This window comes from Streptomyces sp. NPDC053076 (genome assembly GCF_044546845.1).
Taxonomy (GTDB): Bacteria; Actinomycetota; Actinomycetes; order Streptomycetales; family Streptomycetaceae; genus Streptomyces.
The window spans coordinates 320,905-343,441 of record NZ_JBITZL010000005.1 but is presented as its reverse complement, the minus strand read 5'-3'; the positions used below and the strand labels follow the sequence as shown (position 1 = coordinate 343,441).

General features: G+C 73.1%; 20 protein-coding genes. 16 read left to right on the top strand and 4 right to left on the bottom strand.

All coding sequences use genetic code 11. The features are described 5' to 3' along the window. Positions 1 to 12 precede the first annotated feature (12 nt). Both ACIGYR_RS22885 and ACIGYR_RS22880 read left to right on the top strand, forming a co-directional pair. Positions 13 to 1,386: an aldehyde dehydrogenase family protein gene (locus tag ACIGYR_RS22885; protein WP_399600964.1), complete on the top strand. Its 1,374-nt coding sequence runs from the start codon at positions 13 to 15 to the stop codon at positions 1,384 to 1,386. Further along, entirely contained in the window at positions 1,383 to 2,165 is a 783-nt protein-coding gene (locus ACIGYR_RS22880; protein ID WP_391844505.1) for a 3-oxoacyl-ACP reductase, read from the top strand. The genes ACIGYR_RS22885 and ACIGYR_RS22880 overlap by 4 nt, the downstream gene beginning before the upstream one ends. 53 nt (positions 2,166 to 2,218) lie before the next feature. On the opposite strand, the gene ACIGYR_RS22875 is transcribed toward ACIGYR_RS22880, so the two are convergent. After that, entirely contained in the window at positions 2,219 to 3,421 is a 1,203-nt protein-coding gene (locus ACIGYR_RS22875) for an amino acid deaminase/aldolase (RefSeq protein WP_391844507.1), read from the bottom strand. Between the two features lie 1,530 nt (positions 3,422 to 4,951). Here ACIGYR_RS22875 and ACIGYR_RS22870 point away from each other — a divergent pair. Both ACIGYR_RS22870 and mycP read left to right on the top strand, forming a co-directional pair. Continuing rightward, the gene (locus ACIGYR_RS22870; RefSeq protein ID WP_399600962.1) at positions 4,952 to 6,091 is read left to right on the top strand and encodes a hypothetical protein; all 1,140 of its coding nucleotides are present in this window, start codon (positions 4,952 to 4,954) and stop codon (positions 6,089 to 6,091) included. Next, on the top strand, positions 6,088 to 7,278 hold the full coding sequence (mycP, locus tag ACIGYR_RS22865; protein WP_399600959.1) for a type VII secretion-associated serine protease mycosin: 1,191 nt from the start codon (positions 6,088 to 6,090) through the stop codon (positions 7,276 to 7,278). The genes ACIGYR_RS22870 and mycP overlap by 4 nt, the downstream gene beginning before the upstream one ends. 325 nt (positions 7,279 to 7,603) lie before the next feature. Here the strand turns inward: mycP and ACIGYR_RS22860 are convergent, their stop codons facing one another. Next, a complete protein-coding gene (locus ACIGYR_RS22860; protein WP_399600957.1) occupies positions 7,604 to 8,560 on the bottom strand; it encodes a hypothetical protein in 957 nt (318 codons plus the stop codon). Between the two features lie 309 nt (positions 8,561 to 8,869). Between ACIGYR_RS22860 and ACIGYR_RS22855 the strand changes: the two genes are divergently transcribed. Continuing rightward, entirely contained in the window at positions 8,870 to 9,472 is a 603-nt protein-coding gene (locus ACIGYR_RS22855; protein WP_399600954.1) for a putative immunity protein, read from the top strand. A 223-nt stretch (positions 9,473 to 9,695) separates the two neighbouring features. Next, positions 9,696 to 10,427 carry an SseB family protein gene (locus ACIGYR_RS22850; protein ID WP_399600952.1) on the top strand — a complete coding sequence of 244 codons (732 nt, stop codon included), beginning with the start codon at positions 9,696 to 9,698 and terminating at the stop codon, positions 10,425 to 10,427. On the opposite strand, the gene ACIGYR_RS22845 is transcribed toward ACIGYR_RS22850, so the two are convergent. Further along, positions 10,424 to 10,780: a DUF1844 domain-containing protein gene (locus ACIGYR_RS22845; RefSeq protein ID WP_391844517.1), complete on the bottom strand. Its 357-nt coding sequence runs from the start codon at positions 10,778 to 10,780 to the stop codon at positions 10,424 to 10,426. The genes ACIGYR_RS22850 and ACIGYR_RS22845 overlap by 4 nt on opposite strands. Before the next feature lie 394 nt (positions 10,781 to 11,174). Between ACIGYR_RS22845 and infC the strand changes: the two genes are divergently transcribed. From infC to ACIGYR_RS22795, 10 genes are all read left to right on the top strand, one after another. After that, complete coding sequence (gene infC, locus ACIGYR_RS22840) at positions 11,175 to 11,900, top strand: translation initiation factor IF-3 (protein ID WP_391844519.1); 726 nt, start codon at positions 11,175 to 11,177, stop codon at positions 11,898 to 11,900. Positions 11,901 to 12,013: 113 nt separating this feature from the next. Next, a complete protein-coding gene (rpmI, locus tag ACIGYR_RS22835) occupies positions 12,014 to 12,208 on the top strand; it encodes a 50S ribosomal protein L35 (RefSeq protein ID WP_004933563.1) in 195 nt (64 codons plus the stop codon). Positions 12,209 to 12,306: 98 nt separating this feature from the next. After that, positions 12,307 to 12,690 (top strand): 50S ribosomal protein L20, encoded by a 384-nt coding sequence (gene rplT / locus ACIGYR_RS22830; protein WP_006141703.1) that lies wholly within the window; start codon positions 12,307 to 12,309, stop codon positions 12,688 to 12,690. Between the two features lie 194 nt (positions 12,691 to 12,884). Further along, positions 12,885 to 13,745: a TrmH family RNA methyltransferase gene (locus tag ACIGYR_RS22825; RefSeq protein ID WP_399600947.1), complete on the top strand. Its 861-nt coding sequence runs from the start codon at positions 12,885 to 12,887 to the stop codon at positions 13,743 to 13,745. A 50-nt stretch (positions 13,746 to 13,795) separates the two neighbouring features. After that, positions 13,796 to 14,929: an ATP-binding protein gene (locus ACIGYR_RS22820; RefSeq protein WP_399600945.1), complete on the top strand. Its 1,134-nt coding sequence runs from the start codon at positions 13,796 to 13,798 to the stop codon at positions 14,927 to 14,929. Between the two features lie 129 nt (positions 14,930 to 15,058). Beyond that, a complete protein-coding gene (gene pheS, locus ACIGYR_RS22815; protein ID WP_391844524.1) occupies positions 15,059 to 16,204 on the top strand; it encodes a phenylalanine--tRNA ligase subunit alpha in 1,146 nt (381 codons plus the stop codon). Beyond that, a complete protein-coding gene (gene pheT, locus ACIGYR_RS22810) occupies positions 16,204 to 18,717 on the top strand; it encodes a phenylalanine--tRNA ligase subunit beta (protein WP_391844525.1) in 2,514 nt (837 codons plus the stop codon). Before pheS ends, pheT begins: the two co-directional genes overlap by 1 nt. Before the next feature lie 269 nt (positions 18,718 to 18,986). After that, a complete protein-coding gene (locus ACIGYR_RS22805; protein ID WP_399600941.1) occupies positions 18,987 to 20,054 on the top strand; it encodes a PP2C family protein-serine/threonine phosphatase in 1,068 nt (355 codons plus the stop codon). 195 nt (positions 20,055 to 20,249) lie between these two features. After that, positions 20,250 to 21,590 (top strand): transcriptional regulator, encoded by a 1,341-nt coding sequence (locus tag ACIGYR_RS22800; protein WP_391844529.1) that lies wholly within the window; start codon positions 20,250 to 20,252, stop codon positions 21,588 to 21,590. Positions 21,591 to 21,656: 66 nt separating this feature from the next. After that, positions 21,657 to 22,193, top strand: a complete 537-nt coding sequence (locus ACIGYR_RS22795) for an NUDIX hydrolase (RefSeq protein WP_399600937.1) — start codon at positions 21,657 to 21,659, stop codon at positions 22,191 to 22,193. Between the two features lie 16 nt (positions 22,194 to 22,209). On the opposite strand, the gene ACIGYR_RS22790 is transcribed toward ACIGYR_RS22795, so the two are convergent. Beyond that, positions 22,210 to 22,470: a hypothetical protein gene (locus ACIGYR_RS22790; protein ID WP_399600934.1), complete on the bottom strand. Its 261-nt coding sequence runs from the start codon at positions 22,468 to 22,470 to the stop codon at positions 22,210 to 22,212. Positions 22,471 to 22,537 lie beyond the last annotated feature (67 nt).

Here is a 22,537-nt window from a genome sequence, read left to right as displayed (position 1 = left end):
AAAGGTCGCCCCTTGACTGACCCGCACGAACTCCGCGTACTCAACCCCGCCACGGAAGAAGTCGTCGCCACCGTCCCCGCCGCGAGCGAGGAGGACGTCGCCGCCGCCGTCGTACGGGCCGCACGGGCCCAGCGGAAGTGGGCCGCCCTCGCCCCCGCCGACCGGGCCCGGCTGCTGCGCCGATTCGCGGACGTGGTCGACGGCCGCACCGAGGAACTCGCCCAGCTGGAGGTCCGCGAGGCCGGCCACACCGTCGGCAACGCCCGCTGGGAGGCCGGCAACGCCCGCGATCTGCTCCTCTACGCGGCCGGCGGCGCCGAACGCCTGCTGGGCAAGCAGATCCCGGCACCGGGCGGCTGGAACGTCACCTTCCAGGAGCCCCTCGGTGTGGTCGCGGTGATCGCCCCCTGGAACTTCCCGATGCCGATCGCCGCCTGGGGCTCCTTCCCGGCGCTCGCCGCGGGCAACGCCGTCGTCCTCAAGCCCGCCGAGACCACCCCGCTCACCGCGCTGCGCCTCGCCGAACTCGCCTTGGAGGCGGGCCTGCCCGAGCACCTCTTCCAGGTGCTGCCCGGCTACGGCGCCACCGCCGGGCGCGCCCTGGTGGACCACCCGGACGTCGCCAAGGTCGTGTTCACCGGCTCCACCCGCACCGGCCGCGAGGTCATGGAACGCTGCGCCCGCCTGGTCAAGCCGGTCACCCTCGAACTCGGCGGCAAGAGCCCCAACATCGTCTTCGCCGACGCCGACCTCGAAGCCGCCCTCGACCCCTTCTCCTTCCTCGACAACTCCGGCCAGGACTGCTGCGCCCGCACCCGCATCCTGGTTCAGGAGACGGTGTTCGAAGAGGCCCGGGACTTCCTCGCCGACGCGCTGGCCGCCGTCGTCGTGGGCGACCCCGCCGACGAGAAGACCCGGATGGGCCCGCTGATCTCCCGGCAGCAGCTGGACCGCGTACGGGCCTACGTCCCCGAGGACGCCCCCGCCCTGCGCGGCAGCGCCCCCGACGGGCCCGGCTTCTGGTTCCCGCCGACCGTCCTGACCGGGGAGCGGCCGGACAGCCCGGCGGCCACCGAGGAGATCTTCGGCCCGGTCGCCGTCCTGCTCCCCTTCACCGACGAACAGGACGCCGTCCGGCTCGCCGATGGCACCCCCTACGGCCTCTCCGGTTCCATCTGGACCCGGGACGTGGGCCGCGCCCTGCGCGTCTCGCAGACCGTCCGCGCGGGCAACCTGTCCGTCAACTCCCACTCCAGCGTCCGCTACTGGACCCCGTTCGGCGGCTTCAAGCAGTCCGGCCTCGGCCGCGAACTCGGCCCCGACGCCCTGACCGCCTTCACCCAGACCAAGAACGTCTTCATCAGCACGGAGGGCTCCGCACAGTGACCGAAGAAACTGTATGCCGCCGCCTGGTCGGCCGTACCGCCGTCGTCACCGGAGCCGGCAGCGGCATCGGACTGGCCACCGCCCGCCGGCTCGCCTCCGAGGGCGCCCACGTCGTCTGCGCGGACGTCGACGAGGCCCGCGGCAAGGCCGCCGCCGACGAGGTCGGCGGCCTCTTCGTCAAGGTCGACGTCACCGACCCCGAGCAGGTCGAAGCGCTGTTCGAGACGGCCTACGACACCTACGGAAGCGTCGACATCGCCTTCAACAACGCCGGCATCTCCCCGCCCGACGACGACTCCATCCTGGAGACCGGCCTGGAGGCATGGAAACGCGTCCAGGAGGTCAACCTCACCTCGGTCTACCTGTGCTGCAAGGCCGCCATCCCCTACATGCGCCGCCAGGGCAAGGGCTCCATCATCAACACCGCGTCCTTCGTGGCGAGGATGGGTGCGGCCACGTCCCAGATCTCCTACACGGCCTCCAAGGGCGGGGTCCTCGCCATGTCCCGCGAACTGGGAGTTCAGTTCGCCCGCGAGGGCATCCGGGTCAACGCCCTGTGCCCCGGCCCGGTGAACACCCCCCTCCTGCAGGAGCTGTTCGCCAAGGACCCCGAGCGGGCCGCGCGCCGCCTGGTGCACATCCCGGTCGGGCGGTTCGCCGAGGCCGAGGAGATCGCCGCCGCCGTCGCCTTCCTGGCCAGCGACGACTCCTCCTTCGTCAACGCCACCGACTTCCTGGTGGACGGCGGGATCTCGGGCGCGTACGTCACGCCCCTGTAGGCGGCGAGGTGCACGGGCCCGGCCGTCCGTGACAGCGGCCTACCGGGGGGCGCTCACAGGAACGTCCGCCCCTCACCCCGGTAGGTCGGCACGGTCGCCGTCACCGCGTCGCCCTCGATCAGGTGCAGCGCGTCGAACCGCTCGCACAGCTCGCCCGCCTTGGCGTGCCGGAACCACACCCGGTCGCCGATGAGCAGGTCGTCGGCGGGGGAGCCGAGCAGCGGGGTCTGCACCTCCCCGGGGCCCTCCTGCGGGTCGTAGCGCAGCCCCTCCGGCAGATACGGCACCGGCAGCCGGTCGGGTCCCGCGACGCCGGAGGCCGGGTAGCCGCCGCCGAGCACGGTGACGACACCCACCCCCGGCCGCCGGACCACCGGCTGGGCGAAGAGGGCGGCCGGGCGGCCGGTGAAGGAGGTGTAGTTGTCGAACAGGCGCGGCACGTACAGTCCCGAGCCGGCGGCGATCTCCGTCACCGCGTCCTCGGCGGCGGTGTGCTGCACGCTGCCGGTGCCGCCACCGTTCACGAACTCCAGGTCCGGGGCGACGGCCCGCACCGCCCGGACGACCGCGGCCCGCCGCTCGGCCAGCTCCCGCCGGGCGGCGGCCTGCATCAGCCGGATCGCCCGGGAGCGCAGGGGCCGCCCGGCGACCGCGTCCCCGACCCCGGCGATGTGCCCCTCGTACGCCATGATCCCCACCAGCCGGAATCCCGGTCGCCGGGCCACCGACCGGGCCAGTTCGGCGAGTTGGCCGGGGGCATGCAGGGGAGAGCGGCGGGCGCCCACCCGGAACCGGCCACCCAGCAGCTTCAGCGCGGTGTCCAACTCCAGGCAGACCCGCACCACTTCACGCCCCCCGTCACGGGCGGCGTCGATCAGATCGAGCTGGGCCGGGTCGTCCACCATCACGGTGACGGCCCCGGCGAGCTTGGCATCGGCGGCCAGCTCCGCGAACCCGGCGCGGTCGGCCGAGGGGTAGGCCAGCAGGACGTCGTCGAAGCCGGACCGAGCGAGCCACAGCGACTCGGCCAGGGTGAACGACATGATGCCCTGGAAGCCGTCGCGGGCCAGGACCCGTTCCAGCAGGGCCCGGCAGCGCACCGACTTGCTGGCGACCCTGACCGGCTTGCCGCCGGCACGGCGCACCAGGTCGGCCGCGTTGGCGTCGAACGCGTCGAGGTCCACGATCGCCAGAGGGGCGTCGAGATGGGCGGTGGCCCGGTCGTAACGGGCCCGGTCGGCGGCAGGCGCAGTCATGGCGGAAGCCTGCCAGACAGGATTACCGCAGGGTAGGGGGACGTTCCGGGCAGATGCCCCGGGCTCGTGGACCGGTTCCGTCCCGGCCCCCGACAAGCCGTAGAGTGACGCGCACGTACGGCGGAACGCACCCCGCGCGCCAGGTGAACCGGGATGCCCGTCCAGCCGTACGGGTATGCGTGCCCGGGGACGCTTCCGCGGCCGGGCACGGTTGAGCAGCAGGACGGCCCACGTGCGAGGAAAACGGCCCGGGCACGAGGAAACGGGGGGTGCATGAGCACGGAAGCGCGGCACGCCCCCGTTCCGCCCCGCCCGTCGGTTCCGCCCGGGCAGCCCGTCGGCACCGGCGCCGAGCCGGCACCGCAGGGCACGGCCCCCGGGCCCCCGCCCCAGCGTCCGCCGACGCGCTCCGCACCCACCCGCCCGACCGACCGGACACCGGCCGCCGATCCCGACGACGAGCCGTCGGTGTTCACCCCCCGCGGCCCCCGCCCACCGACGAACGCCCCCGACCGCACCGCGGCCACGGGAGCCGACGGTGCGGCGCGCGGTGCGGTTGCCGGTGGGCCGCGGGGTGCGGTTGCCGGTGGGCGGCAGAGTGTGGGGGCCGGTGGGTCGCAGAGGGGGGGATCAGGTGGGGCGCCGCGCGGTGCGGGAGCCGGTGTGCCGCGGGGTGCGGGGGCCGGTGGTGTACCGGCGGGCACGGGAGTCGGTGCGCCGCAGGGTGTGGGAGCCGGTGGTGTACCGGAGGGCAGGGGAGTCGGTGGTGTGTCGCAGGGTGTGGGGGGCGTCGCGCGGGCCGAGCGCTCCGGGCCTGCCAGTGGTGCCGGCCGGGGGCGGCGCGTGCCGCCGTTCCGACAGTCGGACGTGCCTGAGGTCGCCGACTCCGTGAGTCCGCCCCCGCCCCCCGCCTCGGCCCGGTTCCCCGACGCACCCCCGAGCACCGGACCCGCGGCCCACCACGGAGGCACCGGGCCGACGTACCCCGACGGGCATTCCGGCCACCCGGCGACCCCGGCGGGCTCGGGCACCCAGGCGGGCCCGGGAACCCCGACAGGCTCGGGCGCCCCCGCAGGTCTGGGCGCCCCCGCAGGTCCGGGCGCCCTGGGAGGCCCGACGGCATTCACGCCAGGGACGAGCCCGGCGGCGCAGGCAGCTCCGGCCGCTTCGGCAGGGCGGGGAGGGGCGGCGGCCTCGACAGGCCCGGCAGGTCCGACGGTCTCGGCAGGTCCGGCAGGGGCGGCGGCCTCGGCAGGCTTCCCGAACGGGGGGCGTCCGACCGCGCAGACGGCTCCCGCGCAGACGGTCGTGGGGACGGCGGCTGGGCTCCGGCCCGGTGGGGTGCCCGGGAGGCAAGGCGTCCCGGCGGAGACCCCGGCGGAGACGACGGCCCGGCTGCGGCCCATCCGCTCCGCCTCGTCGTCATCAGCGCCGTTCACCTCACCGTCGGCTTCACCGCGCTCCCGCAACTCGGCGCCGGATTCCCGGCACCCTGCCCCCGCGCCCGCCACGCCTGCGTCCGGCGGGGCGGTGAGAGACCCCCGAATCCCGTCCGCCGCGCCTGCGTCCGGCGGGGCGACGGGAGACCCCCGTACCGGTGTCGCGCCCGCGCCCGGCGCCGGCGGTACGCCGGCCGTCGCCGCCGGACGGCCCCGTGCCGGTTCCGCCGGGCCCGCGGCCGGGCGGGCCGAGCCGCCGCCCGGTGCGCGTGCCTGGACCCCGTTGGCGCCCGCCCGTCCGGCGGGTCCCGTCGCGCCGGACCCGGTGCCCGGTGCGCGTGCCTGGACCCCGTTGGCGCCCGCCCACCCGGCGGCCCCGGTCGCGCCGGACCCGGCGCACTCCTGGAGTGCCGCCCCGGTCGGCCGGCCCGTCGTGTCGTTCGCGGAACCCGAGCTGTCCGGCGAGCGCACGCGCCCCCGGGTGGGGTCGCGCACCGCCGCTGCCGCCGCCTGTCTCGTGCTCGGCCTCGGCCTCATCGGCGGTTCTCTGACGGGGAGTTGGCTCACCGGTGACGGCGAGGACGGCGGCGCGGGGAACGCGTTCAGCACCGCCGGAACGCTCTGGCACAGCGTGCCCGTGGACGAGCTGTTCCCGCCCACCGTCGAGGGTACGGGCGCCGGCCCGGGTGGCGCCGACCGCAGCTGGACCCGGATCGCGGTGGCCCCGGACAGCGGCTGCGTCCACGCCTTCGACCCGCTGCTGAGCACGGCCCTCGCCCCGGTCGGCTGCCGGCGGCTGCTGCGCGCCACCTACACCGACGCCACCCAGACCTACGTCACCACCGTCGGCCTGCTCTTCACCAAGGCCGACCCCGCCGCCATGTCCGCGCTCGCCGCCCGCTTCCGCGACGAACACCTGGACCGGCGCGCCGACCTGCTGCCCCGGCCGTACGCCGCCCCCGGCACGGCCGCCGGCGGTTTCGGCGCCGCGCAACGGGCCTCCTGGACCATCTCCGTCCTCACCGACGCTCCCGTCGTCGCCTACGCCGTCTCCGGCTGGGCCGACGGCCGTACCGTCGACTCGCCCGTGCCCGCCGCCGACGCCGTCCGCTCGGGTGCCACCACGGCGCCCGCCCAGGCCGGCCTCGGCAACGAAGCGAAGGGCCTGGCCGACCGCATCCAACGACGCCTGCGCCAAACCGTCGGCACGGCCGCGAAGGAGTCCTCGTGAAGCGATCGAGGCGCGGCCACCGTCGCGTGGGCGCCCCCGTAGCGGCGGTGAGCCTGCTGCTCGCCGGCTCCCTCACCCTGCTGCCCTCCACCGTCGCCCACGCCGACGGCCTGCGCGGCCAGCAGTGGGGCCTGTCCGCCCTCCACCTGGAGGAGGCGTGGCAGACCACCAAGGGCCAGGGCATCACCGTCGCCGTCCTGGACACCGGCGTGGAGGCCGACCACCCCGACCTCACCGGCAACGTCCTGCCCGCCAAGGACATGATCGGCTTCGGCGCCGGTCCCGGCGACCGCACCTGGGCCCGGCACGGCACCGCCATGGCGGGCATCATCGCCGGGCACGGTCACGGCCCCGGCGACACCGACGGAGTCCTGGGCGTGGCCCCCGAGGCGAAGATCCTGCCCGTCCGCGTGATCCTGGAGGACGGCGACCCCGCCCGCGCCAAGGCCCGCACCACCCGCGGCAACGCCCTCGCCGACGGCATCCGCTGGGCCGCCGACCACGGCGCCGACGTCATCAACCTCTCCCTCGGCGACGACTCGGACTCGGCCCATCCGGAACCCAGCGAGGACGAGGCCGTGCAGTACGCCCTGGACAAGGGCGTCGCAGTCGTCGCCTCCGCGGGCAACGGCGGCGACAAGGGTGACCACGTGTCGTATCCGGCCGCCTACCCGGGCGTCATCGCCGCGACCGCCGTGGACAAGTACGGCACCCGCGCCGCCTTCTCCACCCGCCGCTGGTACGCGGCCGTCAGCGCGCCCGGCGTCGACGTCGTCATCGCCGATCCCGACCACAAGTACTACGCGGGGTGGGGCACGAGCGCGGCCTCCGCCTTCGTCTCGGGCGCGGCGGCCCTGATCAGGTCGGCCCACCCCGGCCTCACCCCGGCCCAGATCAAGAAGCTGCTGGAGGACACCGCCCGGGACGCCCCGGTGGGCGGCCGGGACGACTCCCGGGGCTTCGGCATGATCGACCCGGCGGCGGCCCTGAAGGCGGCGGACCGCCTGGAGCCCCAGGGCCGCCTGCGTGCCGCGGCGTACGACGAGAAGTACTTCGGCGCCGGGCCGGACACCGCCAAGGCCACGAGCGGCGCCGCCGACTGGGCGGCCCCGCTCGCCGGTGGCGCGGGCGGCATCCTCCTGGTGGCCGGGGTGATCCTCTGGCGGACCCGCAGAAGACCGTCCTGACCCCCCGCCATCCGGCGCTGCCCCCGATCGCCGTGCGGCCCTGCGGCTCGGTGCGGCTGCCTGACCGCCGTACACCGCGACCCGGCGCCACACCCGAGCGTCGTGTGCCCGCCGCCCGGTGCCGCACCTGATCGCCGAGTGGCTCCGCGACCCGGTGCTACACCCGACCTCCTGGTGACACCGCCACCCGCAGCAGATGCCCGGTGCCTGTGCGCCCCCGCAGCAGGTGCCCGGTGCCTGGGCCTCCCCGCAACCGGTGCCCGCGCGGCCGGAGGTCGAGAAGGGGGGCCTCGCCGGTCCGTACCGGGCGCCGTCCAGGTCGATGTCATGTGTCGCCGAACGCCGACACCGCCGCCTGCGCCGCGGCCTCCACCAGGGAGATGCCCCTCGCCTGGCTCGCCGTGCCGTTCGACAGGACCGCCACCAGGTAGTCGGCGCCGTCCACCGTCACCCGGCCGATGCTGTTGACGTCCCACAGCCCCGTCGTGCTGCGCGGCAGCCACCCGTTCTTCAATGCCGGGGAGTCGCCCACCGCGGCTACCGAGACCCCCCACCGCTGATCGGGCTCCACCGCCTTCATCAACCCCTGCACATACGTCCGCGAGGTCGCGCTCAGCTCCGAGTCCGCCCCGAACACCTGCTGGAGGAGCACCAGTTGGTCCGCCGCGGTGGTCCGGGTCAGCCCCCACAGCTCGCCGTCCCCGCCGAAGGTCCCGGTCAGCCCGAAGCGCTCGTTCGCCGCGTCCAGCCCGGCCGCCCGCCCGATCGTGTGCCACAGCGCCGTCGCGGACGCGTTGTCACTGTTCTCGATCATCTTCGCGGCGTACGCCCTCTCGTCGGCCGTCAGCCGCCGGCCCGCGTCCTGCGCCTGGAGCAGCAGGGCGGCCAGGATGTCGACCTTGACGATGCTCGCCGTGTCGAAGGCCGCGTCGCCGTACACCGCGCTCTCGCCGGAATCCACCGCCAGGACCGCCGCCGACACCGTCGCGCCCGGGGGCACCGCGACCTTCGCCATCGCCGCGCTCAGCAGCGCGTCCCGGTCCACCGCGGGCTGCGTCACAGGTTCCACCGATGCCTCCTCGCCCGCCCCGGCCGAGGAGGTGGCCGAGGACGCCGCCGCCGACGATACGGCCGCCGCCCCGGAGTGCGCCCGCGCCGTCACATAGACCGTGCCGCCGGCCGTGACCCCGCCCACGGCGACGACGGCGAGCGCGGTGCGCAGGAGCGCGCGACACCGGGACGGGCGCGCGCGGCGACGACGGCGGGCTCTGGAGGACTCCATGCCCGCGATGCTCGGCACGCGGACTGTGCGCCGCCTTGGGCCGGCATGAGATCCGGGTCAGGGAGAGCTGAGATTCCCGTGAGGACCCTCCGTGCGCAGGGCCGGCGAGGTGCCGATGGACATCTCAGGGGCTGACACGTCAGGTCGGGCTTTCGGCAGTCGGCAGAGCCTGCCCCGGCCCGACGGCGACGACGCGCCCGGTCCGGTCCGGCAGTTCGGCGATCCGGTCCGCTGGGGAGCGAGCCGGCACGGGCGGCCCGGAACCGCCCTACCGCCTTTCTGTTCAGCGCGGTCATCGAAGATGGGACCATGACAGGGGAAGCGAGCGAGGTCGTTCTGAGCGAGCAGGACCTTCGTGCGGTCACCGCGTTCGCCGCGGCGTGCGCGGAGCCGGTGCTGGAGATCTTCGAGGCCGATCAGCCGGACGACTCGCGTCCTCGAGACGCTGTCGGTGCCGCGTGGGAGTTCGCCCAGGGTGGTGAGCGCGGGAAATCGCTGCGCGACACAGCGTCGGCGGCCCTCAAGGCAGCCAGGAGCGCGGATACCGCGGCGGCGCGCGAGGCAGCGTGGGCGGCGATGTCCGCGGCAGGCGCCGCCTACCTGCATCCGCTGGCCAAGGCCACCCAGGTCAAGCACATTCTCGGAGCCGGCGCCTACGCGGCCAGAGCGGCCGAACTCCTCGCCGGCGACGACCGGAGCGTCGGTGCTGAACACCTTGGGCGGACGGTGCGTCGTGCCACACCGGTCGTCGTCGACGTGCTCAGACGCTTCCCGACGGCGCCGGGGGGCGGCGGACGGGTCGGTGAGCTGATCCGCGTGCTGGACGCTGACCTTCGTGTACTCAACTTCACCGAGGAGCTTCAGCGTTCACGGGGCGCGGCCTCGCGACGAGGGTTGTCCAGCACTCAGTGACAGACCCTGTGGCCATCTCCTGAGGCACGCGGATGCTTGAAGCAGCGGTGCGAGGGCAACTCCCCCCACTGCCTCCAGACCCGACAGCGATTCGACGACCAGCGGGCCGAGGAAGGTCCAGGAGCTTGTCGTAGCCGGCCGCGGCGTCCGGTGTAAGCAGCTCTCCGGTTCCTTCCCGGGGGTCCGCGGCCGGCTGCCCGCACCCTGGATTAGGGTCGGGACCGTGGCGAACAAGAACATTCCCGACTCCGGCTTCTCCGACGACGACGGCTCCGCCGACCCCCGGCTGAGCGCGGCGCTCGCCGCCTGGGCCGAGGACCGCGGCGCCCTCGGCCCGGTGCTGGAGGCGCTGAAGGGCGCCCGCCTGCTGGTCCCCGTCGTCGCCGTGCTCGGCGAGGTCGAGGAGGACGAGAACGGGCTGCGCCGCGAGAAGACCAGCGACATGGCCGTACCCACCCTGAAGGCCGGCCATCGCACCGCGCTGCCGGCCTTCACCTCCACCGACTCCCTCGCCCGCTGGGACCCGGCGGCCCGTCCGGTCGCCGTGCCCCTGCACCAGGCCCTGGAGGCCGCCGCGCACGAGCAGGCGGACACCGTCGTGCTGGACCTCGCCGGACCCGTGCCGTTCGAACTGACGGGCCCGGCGCTGCTCGCCCTCGCCGAGGGCCGCACCAGCACCGACCCGCTCGCCGACCCCGCGGTGGTGGAAGCCGTCCGCGCGGCGGTGGCGGCGGAGCCCGCCGTGCTCCGCGCCCACCTCGGACCCGGACAGGCCGACGGCACCCTCGCTCTCGTCCTGGACCCGGCCGCGCCGCCCGCCGAGGCCGCCCGCGCGGTCGCCGAGCGTCTCGCCGCCGACGAAACACTGAGGGCCCGCCTGGTGCGCGGCCTCGACCTGGCACTGCTGCCGGCCGGGACCACGCCTCCGGGCGAGCCCCTGTACCTGAAGGGTTAGCCGTAGACCGGGCCGGTGTACTTCTCGCCCGGCCCCTGGCCCGGGTCGTCCGGGACGATCGACGCCTCGCGGAACGCCAGCTGCAACGACTTCAGGCCGTCGCGCAGCGGGGCCGCGTGGAAGGAGCTGACCTCGGTCGCGCCCGCGTCCAGCAGGCCGGCGAGCGCGGTGATCAGCTTCCGGGCCTCGTCGAGGTCCTTGTACTTCTCGCCCTCCTCGCTCAGCCCGAGCTTCACGGCGGCGGCGCTCATCAGGTTGACGGCGACCGTCACGATCACCTCGACGGCGGGGACCTCGGCGATGTCCCGGGTCATCGCGTCGAAGTCGGGGGACTCAGGAGGGGTGTCACTCATGTCCCACACGATAAGCGGTGCGCGGAGGGCGCCCGTCCTGCGGGCGGCGGTACGCGGACCGGGCACGCAGGGCGGGCGGGGGCCCTTCGATTAGCCCTTCCCCACCGTTGCTGGTAACCTCGTGTAACGACCGGCTGGACCTGAAGTGCCCAGCCCACAAGTGGAGGCTCCGATCTCCCACCTGACTGTCCTCCGGGACGGCGGGTCTCCGGTCAGGCGGCCACCATCGTTCCGTACGGACGATGGAGTCGCCCGAAAGCGCGCCCCGCGACATCGCGGCGGTGCTCCGGTAGTGCTTGGAGCCCCGCATGTGATCGTCCGGGGCATTTTTTGTGCTTCGGCGCGGTTAGGTCTAAGGAATTGCAGACGTTACGCGGCTGTCCGCCAGACTGCCGTGTGGTGCTACCGAGGAGGATCCATCAGCGCCGAGCCCCGCATCAACGACCGGATTCGCGTTCCCGAGGTGCGACTTGTCGGTCCCAGTGGCGAGCAGGTGGGCATTGTCCCGCTCGCTAAGGCACTGGAGCTTGCGCAGGAGTACGACCTGGACCTGGTCGAGGTCGCGGCGAACGCCCGTCCGCCCGTGTGCAAGCTCATGGACTACGGGAAGTTCAAGTACGAGTCGGCCATGAAGGCCCGTGAGGCGCGCAAGAACCAGGCGCACACGGTCATCAAGGAGATGAAGCTCCGGCCGAAGATCGACCCGCACGACTATGACACCAAGAAGGGTCACGTCGTCCGGTTCCTCAAGCAGGGCGACAAGGTCAAGATCACGATCATGTTCCGTGGTCGCGAGCAGTCCCGCCCCGAGCTGGGCTACCGACTGCTGCAGCGTCTCGCGGAGGACGTCCAGGACCTCGGCTTCGTCGAGTCGAATCCCAAGCAGGACGGCCGCAACATGATCATGGTCCTCGGTCCGCACAAGAAGAAGACCGAGGCGATGGCCGAGGCCCGCCAGGCGCAGGAGGCCCGCAAGGCCGAAGCGAAGGCGAACCCCGGTAAGTCGCAGAACGCCGCGGACCCGGACGCTGTGAACGCCGAGGCCCACGACGAGGTCCTTGACGAGGCCCACGACGAGGTCCTTGACGAGGCCCCTGCCGAGGCTTCCGCCGAGGCGTGATCCCGGGGGACGTACGTCCCCGAGGATGTAACCGAAACAAGAGAGCGACGCTCCACCGTGCCCGGTTTCACGACCGGGCACCGGAGCGCCACCGACGAGGAGATAACGGCGCTATGCCGAAGAACAAGTCGCACAGCGGTGCCAGCAAGCGCTTCAAGGTCACCGGCTCCGGCAAGGTGCTCCGTGAGCGCGCCGGCAAGCGCCACCTGCTCGAGCACAAGTCGTCCCGCGTCACGCGTCGCCTCACCGGCAACGCCGAGATGGCCCCGGGCGACGCCGCGAAGATCAAGAAGCTTCTCGGCAAGTGACGCCGCGGCGCCGACTGAGCGCCGTGCGTCTGGACCGGGACCGAATCGTTTCCGGGTCGTGTGAGTACCACCACGACCCCGCTACAAGGAGTTAACAAGTGGCACGCGTCAAGCGGGCAGTCAACGCCCACAAGAAGCGCCGGGCGATCCTCGAGCAGGCCTCCGGCTACCGCGGTCAGCGTTCGCGCCTGTACCGCAAGGCCAAGGAGCAGGTCACCCACTCGCTGGTCTACAACTACAACGACCGCAAGAAGCGCAAGGGCGACTTCCGTCAGCTGTGGATCCAGCGCATCAACGCCGCTGCCCGCGCCAACGGCATCACCTACAACCGCTTCATCCAGGGTCTGAAGGCCGCGAACGTCGAGGTCGACCGCAAGATCCTGGCCGAGCTGGCCGTGAACGACGCGAACGCCTTCGCGGCGCTCGTCGAGGTCGCGCAGAAGGCGCTGCCGTCGGACGTCAACGCCCCCAAGGCTGCGTGACGCCGCGCTGGCTCGAAGCCGACGTTCACTGAGGACCCGCAGGCTGCCTGGCTTGCGGGTCCTGCTGTTGGGGGCGCGGGGCCCGTCTTCGGCCGCGGGTCCGTCGTGGCTCGTCGCGCGGTTCCCCGCGCCCCCGGGGCGCGCGCACGCCGCCGGTGTTGGACAAGAAGACCCTTGTGAAGGTGAAGAAGCGTATGCCCCCCGTCAGCCCCGAGCTGATCTCCCCCCGCTCCGCCCGTGTGTCCGCCGCCCGCCGGCTGGCCAAGCGGAACTTCCGGGGGAAGGACCGGCTGTTCCTCGCGGAGGGGCCGCAGGCCGTCCGGGAGGCCGCCGGGCATCGGGCCGGGGGAGAGGCGACGCTCGTCGAGCTCTTCGCCACGGTCGAGGCCGCGGAGCGGTACGCCGAGATCATCGGTGAGGCCCGGACCGCGGGCGCCCATGTGCACCTCGCCTCCGAAGAGGTCATCGCCGACATCTCCACCACCGTCACCCCGCAGGGGCTGGTCGGCGTCTGCCGGTTCCTGGACACCCCCTTCGAGGACATCCTCGCCGCCCGGCCCAGGCTGGTCGCCGTCCTCGCCCATGTGCGCGACCCCGGCAACGCCGGCACCGTGCTGCGCTGCGCCGACGCCGCCGGCGCGGAGGCCGTGATCCTCACCGACGCCTCCGTCGACCTGTACAACCCCAAGGCGGTCCGGGCCTCCGTCGGCTCGCACTTCCACCTGCCCGTGGCCGTCGGCGTCCCCGTCGAGCGGGCCGTGTCCGGCCTGAAGGAGGCCGGGGTGCGCATCCTCGCCGCCGACGGTGCGGGCGACCGCGACCTGGACGAGGAACTGGACAAGGGCACCATGGGCGGACCCACCGCCTGGGTGTTCGGCAACGAGGCATGGGGACTGCCGGAGGAGACCCGCGCCCTCGCCGACGCCGTGGTGCGCGTTCCCATCCACGGCAAGGCCGAGAGTCTGAACCTCGCCACGGCCGCCGCCGTATGTCTCTACGCGTCGGCCCGTGCACAGCGCGCCTCCGGAGGGTGCCGCTCTGTCACCGAGAGCTAGTAGGGTGACCAACTCGGGGCCCTGCGCCGTCTGAGAGGTGGGGTACGGGGATGAGTGTGGCCGGCACGAGCACCGCGCCGGAGGGCAGGGACGCGCGGCACACGCCCCTGCCCGGGCAGGGCGATCCTGCGGGCCTCGACCCGGACCAGCTGCCCGACGGCCTCGTCGTCGCCGACGAGCACGGCCGCGTGACCTGCTTCAACGCCGCCGCCGCGCGCATCACCGCGGTGCGGCCCGCCGACGCGCTCGGGCAGTCCCTGGAGAAGGCGCTGCCCTTGGAGGACCTCGAGGGGCGCCGCTGGTGGCAGCTCACCGACCCCTACGGCGGGCTCGCCATCCGGGTACGGCAGCCGGAGCGCAACCTGCTGCTGCCGGGCGGCCGGGAGGTGCTCGTCGCGGCCCGCTACGTACGCGCCGAGCCGCTGGGGCCGGTGCGGTGCGTGATCGTCTCCCTGCGGGACACCGAGGCCCGGCGCCGTACCGAGCGCAGTCACGCGGAGCTGATCGCCACCGTCGCCCATGAGCTGCGTTCCCCGCTGACCTCCGTGAAGGGCTTCACCGCCACCCTGCTCGCCAAGTGGGAACGGTTCACCGACGACCAGAAGCGGCTCATGCTGGAGACCGTCGACGCCGACGCCGACCGGGTCACCCGCCTCATCGCCGAGCTGCTGGACATCTCCCGGATCGACTCCGGCCGGCTGGAGGTGCGCCGCCAGCCCGTCGACATCGGGGCCGCCGTCTCCCGGCACATCCAGGCGTACGTCGCCGCCGGCCAGTCCGCCGGCCGCTTCCTGCTCCGCATCGAACAGCCGCTGCCCGCCCTGTGGGCCGACCCCGACAAGATCGACCAGGTGCTCAGCAACCTCATCGAAAATGCCGTGCGGCACGGCGAGGGAACCGTCACCATTGACGTCACGCCCTCGGCATCCCCGCGCGAGGGCGAGGAAACCGGCACATCGGTCACGGTGAGCGACGAAGGGCCCGGCATCCCGGAGGAGTCCATGAACCGCGTCTTCACCCGCTTCTGGCGGGGCAGCAAACGCGGCGGCACAGGTCTCGGGCTGTATATCGTCAAGGGCATCGTGGAGGCCCACGGCGGCACCATCACGGTCGGCCGTGCCCCGGGCGGCGGCGCCGAGTTCCGATTTACGTTGCCCGTGGCGGCCCCGGCCTACCTGGCCTGAGCGCCCCGCGGGCGCATTCGCGTTCCTTCACCCCGTTAGACTCGGCCTTTGGCACCTTTGTGTCCTTCACGCGGCCCTCGCGAGTCGGTGACGGGGACCATCCGCCAGCAATCGGAAGTACGGGAAGAGATGTCGGCACCCAATAAGTCGTACGACCCTGTAGAGGTCGAGGCGTTGAAACCGGAAGAGATCGAGCGCATGCGGGACGAGGCGCTCGCCGCCTTCGCCGCCGCGGACTCCCTCGACGCGCTCCACGAGGCCAAGGTCGCGCACACCGGACCCGCCTCGCCGCTGGCCCTCGCCAACCGCGAGATCGGCGCCCTGCCCCCGCACGCGAAGGCCGACGCGGGCAAGCGCGTCGGCATGGCCCGCGGCGCCGTGAACAAGGCTCTCGCCGTCCGTCAGGCCGAGCTGGAGGCCGAGCGCGACGCCCGCGTGCTGGTCGAGGAGGACGTCGACGTCACGCTGCCGTACGACCGCGTCCCGGCCGGCGCCCGCCACCCCCTGACCACGCTCTCGGAGCGCATCGAGGACATCTTCGTGGCCATGGGCTACGAGGTCGCCGAGGGCCCGGAGCTCGAGGCCGAGTGGTTCAACTTCGACGCCCTCAACATCGGCCCGGACCACCCGGCCCGCGGCGAGGCCGACACCTTCTTCGTGCAGACGGAATCCGGCAGCGGCTCCGCCGCGGGGTCCGGCGGCACCGAGTCCGGTGTCGTGCTGCGCACCCACACCTCGCCCGTGCAGATCCGCTCGCTGCTCGACCGAGAGCTGCCGGTCTACGTGATCTGCCCCGGCCGCGTGTACCGCACCGACGAGCTGGACGCCACGCACACGCCGGTCTTCCACCAGGTCGAGCTGCTCGCCGTGGACGAGGGCCTGACCATGGCGGACCTCAAGGGCACCCTGGACCACATGGTCCAGTCGCTGTTCGGTGAGGGCATGAAGACCCGGCTGCGGCCGAACTTCTTCCCCTTCACCGAGCCGAGCGCCGAGATGGACATGCTCTGCTACGTCTGCAAGGGCGAGTCCGTCGGCAACCCCGACCGCCCCTGCCGTACCTGCTCGTCCGAGGGCTGGATCGAGCTGGGCGGCTGCGGCATGGTCAACCCGCGGGTGCTCACCGCCTGCGGTGTCGACCCGGAGAAGTACAGCGGCTTCGCCTTCGGGTTCGGCATCGAGCGGATGCTGATGTTCCGCCACAACGTCGAAGACATGCGAGACATGGTCGAGGGTGACGTCCGGTTCACCCGGCCGTTCGGGATGGAGATCTGATGCGGGTCCCGCTTTCTTGGCTGCGGGAGTACGTCGACCTGCCGGCGACCGAGACCGGCCGTGACGTCCAGGCCAAGCTCATTTCGGCCGGTCTGGAGGTCGAGAGCGTCGAACAGCTCGGCGCCGACCTGAAGGGCCCCCTGGTCGTCGGCCAGGTGCTGACCATCGAGGAGCTGGAGGGCTTCAAGAAGCCGATCCGCTTCTGCACGGTCGACGTCGGCCAGGCCAACGGCACCGGCGAGCCGCAGGAGATCGTCTGCGGCGCGCGCAACTTCCAGGTCGGCGACAAGGTCGTCGTGGTCCTGCCCGGCGCCACGCTCCCCGGCGGCTTCTCCATCGCCGCCCGCAAGACCTACGGCAAGACGTCCCACGGCATGATCTGCTCCAGCGACGAGCTGGGCATGGGCGACGACGGCAACCACGGCATCATCGTGCTGCCGCCGGAGACCGAGGTCGGCAAGGACGCCATCGAGCTGCTGGAACTGGTCGACGAGGTCCTGGACATCGCCGTCACCGCCAACCGCGGCGACTGTCTGTCCATCCGCGGTGTCGCCCGCGAGACCGCCATCGGCTACGGCCTGCCGCTGCGGGACCCCGCCCTGATCGACGTACCCGCGCCGAACGCCTACGGCTACCCGGTCCAGGTCTCCGACCCGTTCGGCTGCGACCGCTTCACCGCGCGCACGGTCACCGGCCTGCACCCGGAGGCGCGCTCCCCGATCTGGCTCCAGCGCCGGCTGCAGAAGGTCGGCATGCGCCCGATCTCGCTCGCCGTCGACGTCACGAACTACGTGATGATGGAGCTGGGCCAGCCGCTGCACGCCTACGACCGGCAGCTGGTCCAGGGCCCGATCGGCGTACGCCGGGCCGAGGAGGGCGAGAAGCTCGTCACCCTCGACGGCGTCGAGCGCACGCTGCACTCCGAGGACCTGGTCATCACCGACGAGCGCGGCCCGATCGGCCTCGCCGGCGTGATGGGCGGCGCCAACACGGAGATCGCCGACCACGAGGCCACCGAGCAGGGCACGACCGACGTGGTCATCGAGGCGGCCCACTTCGACGCGGTGTCGATCGCGCGCACCGCCCGCCGCCACAAGCTGCTGTCCGAGGCGTCCCGCCGCTTCGAGCGGGGCGTCGACCCGCAGGCCGCCGCTGCCGCCGCGCAGCGCACCGTGGACCTGCTGGTGCTCCTCGCGGGCGGCACGGCGGAGGCCGGCGTCACCGAGATCATCGCGCCCTCGGCCCCGCACACCATCACCCTCCCGGCAGGCCACCCGGACAAGGTCGCGGGCGTCGACTACGGCCGGGAGACCGTCGTACGACGTCTCCAGGAGGTCGGCTGCGACGTGTACGGGCAGGACGAGCTGATCGTCACCGTCCCGTCCTGGCGTCCCGACCTGACCGACCCGAACGACCTGGCCGAAGAGGTCATCCGCCTGGAGGGCTACGAGAACCTGCCCTCCACGCTGCCCAAGCTCCCCTCGGGACGCGGCCTGACCCACCGTCAGCGGCTGCACCGCCGGGTCGGCCGGGCGCTGGCCGGTGCGGGTTACGTCGAGGCGCCGAACTACCCGTTCCTCGGCGAGCAGGTCTTCGACCAGCTCGGCCTGGCGGCCGACGACCCGGCCCGCCGGGTCGTGAAGCTGGTCAACCCGCTCAGCGACGAGGAGCCCGCGCTCCGGACGACGCTGCTGCCGGGCCTGCTGGGTGCCCTGCGGCGCAACGACGGCCGGGGTTCGCACGATCTGGCGCTGTTCGAGACCGGCCTGGTCTTCCTGCCGCGCGAGGAGCGGCGCACCGCCGTGCACCTGCCCGTCGACCGGCGTCCCACCGACGAGGAGATCGCCACGCTGAACGCCGCGCTGCCCGAGCAGCCGCGGCACGTCGCCGTCGTCCTCACCGGCGCCCGCGAGCAGGCCGGCTGGTGGGGCAAGGGCCGCCCGGCCGACTGGGCCGACGCCGTCGAGGCGGCGCGCACGGTCGCCCGTGAGGCCGAGGTCGAGCTGATCGTCCGCAAGGGCCGGTACGGCCCGTGGCACCCCGGCCGCTGCGCCGAGCTGGTGGTCACCGCCGACGGCACGGAGCAGGTCGTGGGCCATGCGGGAGAGCTGCACCCGCGTGTCCTCAAGGCCCTGGGGCTGCCCGAGCGCACGTCCGCGATGGAGCTGGACCTGGACGCCCTGGAGGCGGTGGCCGGCGGCGCTCCGCAGGCTCCGAGGATCTCCACGTTCCCGGTCGCCACGCAGGATGTCGCCCTCGTCGTGGACAAGCCGGTGCCGGCCGCGGAGGTCGAGGCGGCGCTGCGCGCGGGTGCGGGCGAGCTTCTCGAGACCATCCGGCTGTTCGACGTGTACGAGAACGCCGAGCAGCTCGGGGACGGGAAGAAGTCGCTGGCGTACGCGCTGCGGTTCCGGGCGGCGGACAGGACGCTGACCGTGGACGAGGCATCGGCCGCGCGGGATGCCGCCGTGGCTCTCGCCGGTGAGCTGACGGGCGCGGTGCTTCGGGGCTAGTCGCGCGGCTCCTGGTGTCGGCCGGCTGCGGGTCTCCCGTGGCCGGCCGAACCATGCGGAGCGGCACGGGGGACAGCCCCGCGCCCCTTCGGAGGCCGCGTCGGCCCTGCGGTCACCCGCATAAATGCGGGTCGGCCCAGGCCGCCTCACTCGTTCGGGTGGGAAACAACGGTGATCCGACCCGCCCGGGTCATGCCTCTCGACAGAATCGGACCGGCCTTTCGGGGTCGGTCCGCTGCTCTGTCAGGCCCACATGGGGGACCTCAGGCATGATCCGCATCAAGGCACGGGCACCCACCGGGCGGGCAGCCGTACTGCCCACGGTCTGGGGAGCCGTCGCGGTCGGCTACAAGTTCGGCTGCCCACTCGCCCAGCAGCACGGGCTCGGGGCGCGCATCGTCACCAGTGCCGTGTTCTTCGCCGTCGGCACCGGCCTCATATTCCATGTCCGCCGCACCCTGCTCCAGGAGCTGCGGCTCGCCCGGCGGGCGGCGCGGGTCGCGGAGAGTGTCGTCCTGCGGCCGCCGCCGCCGCGACTCGACGGGCTCGATGTCGCCGCCGCCCAGCTGTCCGCCGACCGGGGCGCGTGCGTCGGCGGTGATCTGTACGAGGCCGTCGCCACCGAGTACGGCGTGCGTGTGGTGATGGGTGACGTACGGGGGCACGGTCTGGCCGCCCTCGGCACCGTCGCCGTCCTCCTGGGCAGCTTCCGCGAGGCCGCCCACGACGAACCGGAACTGGGCCGCGTCCTGCGCAGGCTGGACCGCACCCTCGCCCGGCACCTGCGCGAACGCGCCCGCGCCGAACACCCGGCGCAGGGCACCGCGGAGCCGGACAACCCGGTCGCCGAGGAGTTCGTCACGGTCCTGCTCCTGGAGATCGGCCGGGACGGCGAGCTGCGCGCCCTCAACTGCGGTCACCCGTGGCCGTACCTGCTCAGGGGTACGAGGGTCGACCCGCTGACACACGCGGAACCCTTCCCGCCGCTGGGGCCGTTCCCGCTGCCGGCGGAGCTGGCGGCCCCGTCCTGCGGGCGGCTGCTCGCGGGGGAGTCCCTCGTTCTGTTCACGGACGGCGCGGAGGACGCACGGGACGGCCGGGGGAATTTCTTCGCCCTGCGGGACGTGCTGCGCGAGGTGGTGCGCGACCACCCCGAGTCCCCGCAGACGGTTCTGCGCAAGGTCTTCGGCGCCCTCCTGCATCACACGGGCGAGAAGCCCGCGGACGACATCGCGGTCCTGGTCCTGCGGAACGACCGGAAAGAGGTACAGCTGTCCGGGGCGCGGGCCCCCGCGCGCCAGACCCCCGTCCGCTCGCGGCCGGCACCGCACCGCTAGCGGCGCCCTGCGCGGTCAACCGGCCAAGCCACCGCTTTTCGAGGGGGAACCGGCGGCTTGGCCGGCAGCTCAGTCAACCGGCGGAACACGCGGGGCGACACCGCGCGCACAGCCCGGATACGGACACTCGGTTCACACCCCGTGTGAACGCCTACCCACTACGCTGACCGCACCAGGCCACTCGGGGGGCATCCCATGCAGCCCAACACTCTGCTCGACGCCATCCTGGACGAGGCGGGGATCTCGCACGCCGGTCTCGCCGCCCACGTCAACCAGGCGGGACGCGCCCGCGGTCTCGCGCTGCGCTACGAACACACCGCCGTGGCACGGTGGTTGAAGGGCCAGCGGCCCCGCGGCCAGGTGCCCGACCTGATCTGCGAGGTGCTGGCCGCCCGGCTGCGCCGGCCGGTCACGCTGGACGACATCGGACTGGGGGTGCCCGGCGAGCCGAGTACGCCGCACCCCGGTTCGCTGTCCGGCTTCGTGGAGCGGGCCACCGCGTTGTGGCGGTCGGACGAACAGCAGCGGCCCCATGTGCTGGGCGCCCCCGCGGTCACCGGGACGCCGGCGGTGATGCCGGTGTGGGAGTGGGAGAACCCGCCCGAGGACGTCGACGTCTCGCGGGGCGGCCGGCACCGGGTCACCGCGGCCGACATCGAGATGCTGCGCGCCGCCCGGACGCACTACGAGCAGATGTACCGGAAGGCCGGCGGGATCGCGACCCGGACCCGGATCGTCGGATTCCTCGACGCCGAGGCCGCGCCGCTGCTGCGTGGCAGCTACACCGACGCCACCGGCCGTCAACTGCACCGCGCGACGGGCGGGTTGGTGGCCGTCGCGGGCATCTGCGCGTACGACTCCGATGCCCACGGTCTGGCCCAGCGCTACTTCCATCAGGCGCTGCGGCTGGCGAAGGCCAGCGGGGACCGGGGACTTGGGGCCTATGTGATCGCCCTGCTGGTCAACCAGTCGCTGTTCATGCGGGAGTACCGGCAGGCCGTCGCCTTCGCCGAGGCGGCGCTGCGCGCCGCCGGCCGGCACATCACCCCGGCGCTCGCCTCCGACCTGTACGCGATGCAGGCGAAGGCGTACGCCCATCTCGGCGACAGCGGCAGCGCGCTGTCCTGCATCCGGCGCGCGGAGGCGGCGGCCGAGCGGATCCGGCGCGGTCACGAGCCCGACGAGACCGGGTATGTGCAGCCGGGGCTGGTCAACGTGCAGGTGGCCGAGGCGCTGCTGAGTCTCGGGGAACTCGCCGCCGCCGGGGAGCACGCGGCGGCGGCCGTCGACAATCCCGCCCACGACCGGGGGCGGGTGCACCGGCTGGCCATGCTCAGCACCATCGAACTGCGCCAGGGCAACGCCGACAAGGCGGTGGCCACCGCCGTGCGGATGGCGGAGCAGGCCCGCGGAATGGAGTCCCAGCGGCTGCGCGACAGACTCCGCGCGGTACGCGAGCATCTGGCCCGCTGCGCCTCGGCGGACACCGCCGAGGCCGCCGAACTGATCGACGGGGCGCTGCGCGTACCGCTGTAGGCCCACTGTGGGGAGGACCGTCCCTGCTGCGATATTGCCACTTACTCGGCGGAAGGTGGCAGAACCGTGCAGTGGACGAAACAGAACGAACAAACTGTGTATGCAAACCGCTGGTTCAGCGTCAATCTCGCAGATGTCGAACTGCCGGACGGCCGGCACCTGGACCACTTCCTGATCCGGCTGCGCCCGGTGGCTGTGGCCACGGTCGTCAACGAGGCGAACGAGGTGCTGCTGCTGTGGCGGCATCGCTTCATCACCGACAGCTGGGGATGGGAACTGGCCGCGGGCGTCGTCGAGGACGGCGAGGACATCGCGACGGCGGCGGCCAGGGAAATGGAGGAGGAGACCGGCTGGCGGCCGGGACCCCTGCACCACCTCATGAGCGTGGAGCCGTCCAACGGCCTCACCGACGCCCGGCACCACATCTACTGGGCCGACCGGGGCGAGTACGTCGGGCCCCCCGTGGACGACTTCGAGTCGGACCGGCGGGAATGGGTCCCTCTCAAACTCGTCCCCGACCTGATCGCCCGTGGGGAGGTCCCGGCCGCCAACATGGCGGCCGCCTTACTCCTGCTGCACCACCTCAGGCTCAACGAGGGCTAGCCGGCGGGCCGCCGGGCTAGTGGGCGGCCAGCGCCTGCCAGACCGTCACCACGAGCGCGCCGAGCGCGCTCAGCGCGGCGAGCGAGGGCAGCGGCCAGCGTGTGTGTTCCAGCGAGGCCATCCGGGAGTTCAGATCGTCCAGCTCCTTGGCGGTCTCCTCGGTGCGGTGACGGAGCAGCGCCAGCCCTCCCTCGACACGGGCGTAGGCCACGTCGAGGCGGCGCCGTAACTCTGCGAGTTCTCCATGGACCACGGGATGCTCCGGATCGGTGGTCACGGGTCCGCTCCTTTCGGTAGTCGAAGTGGATGGTCCGCATCCCTTGCATGCGCATCAAGAGTGAACT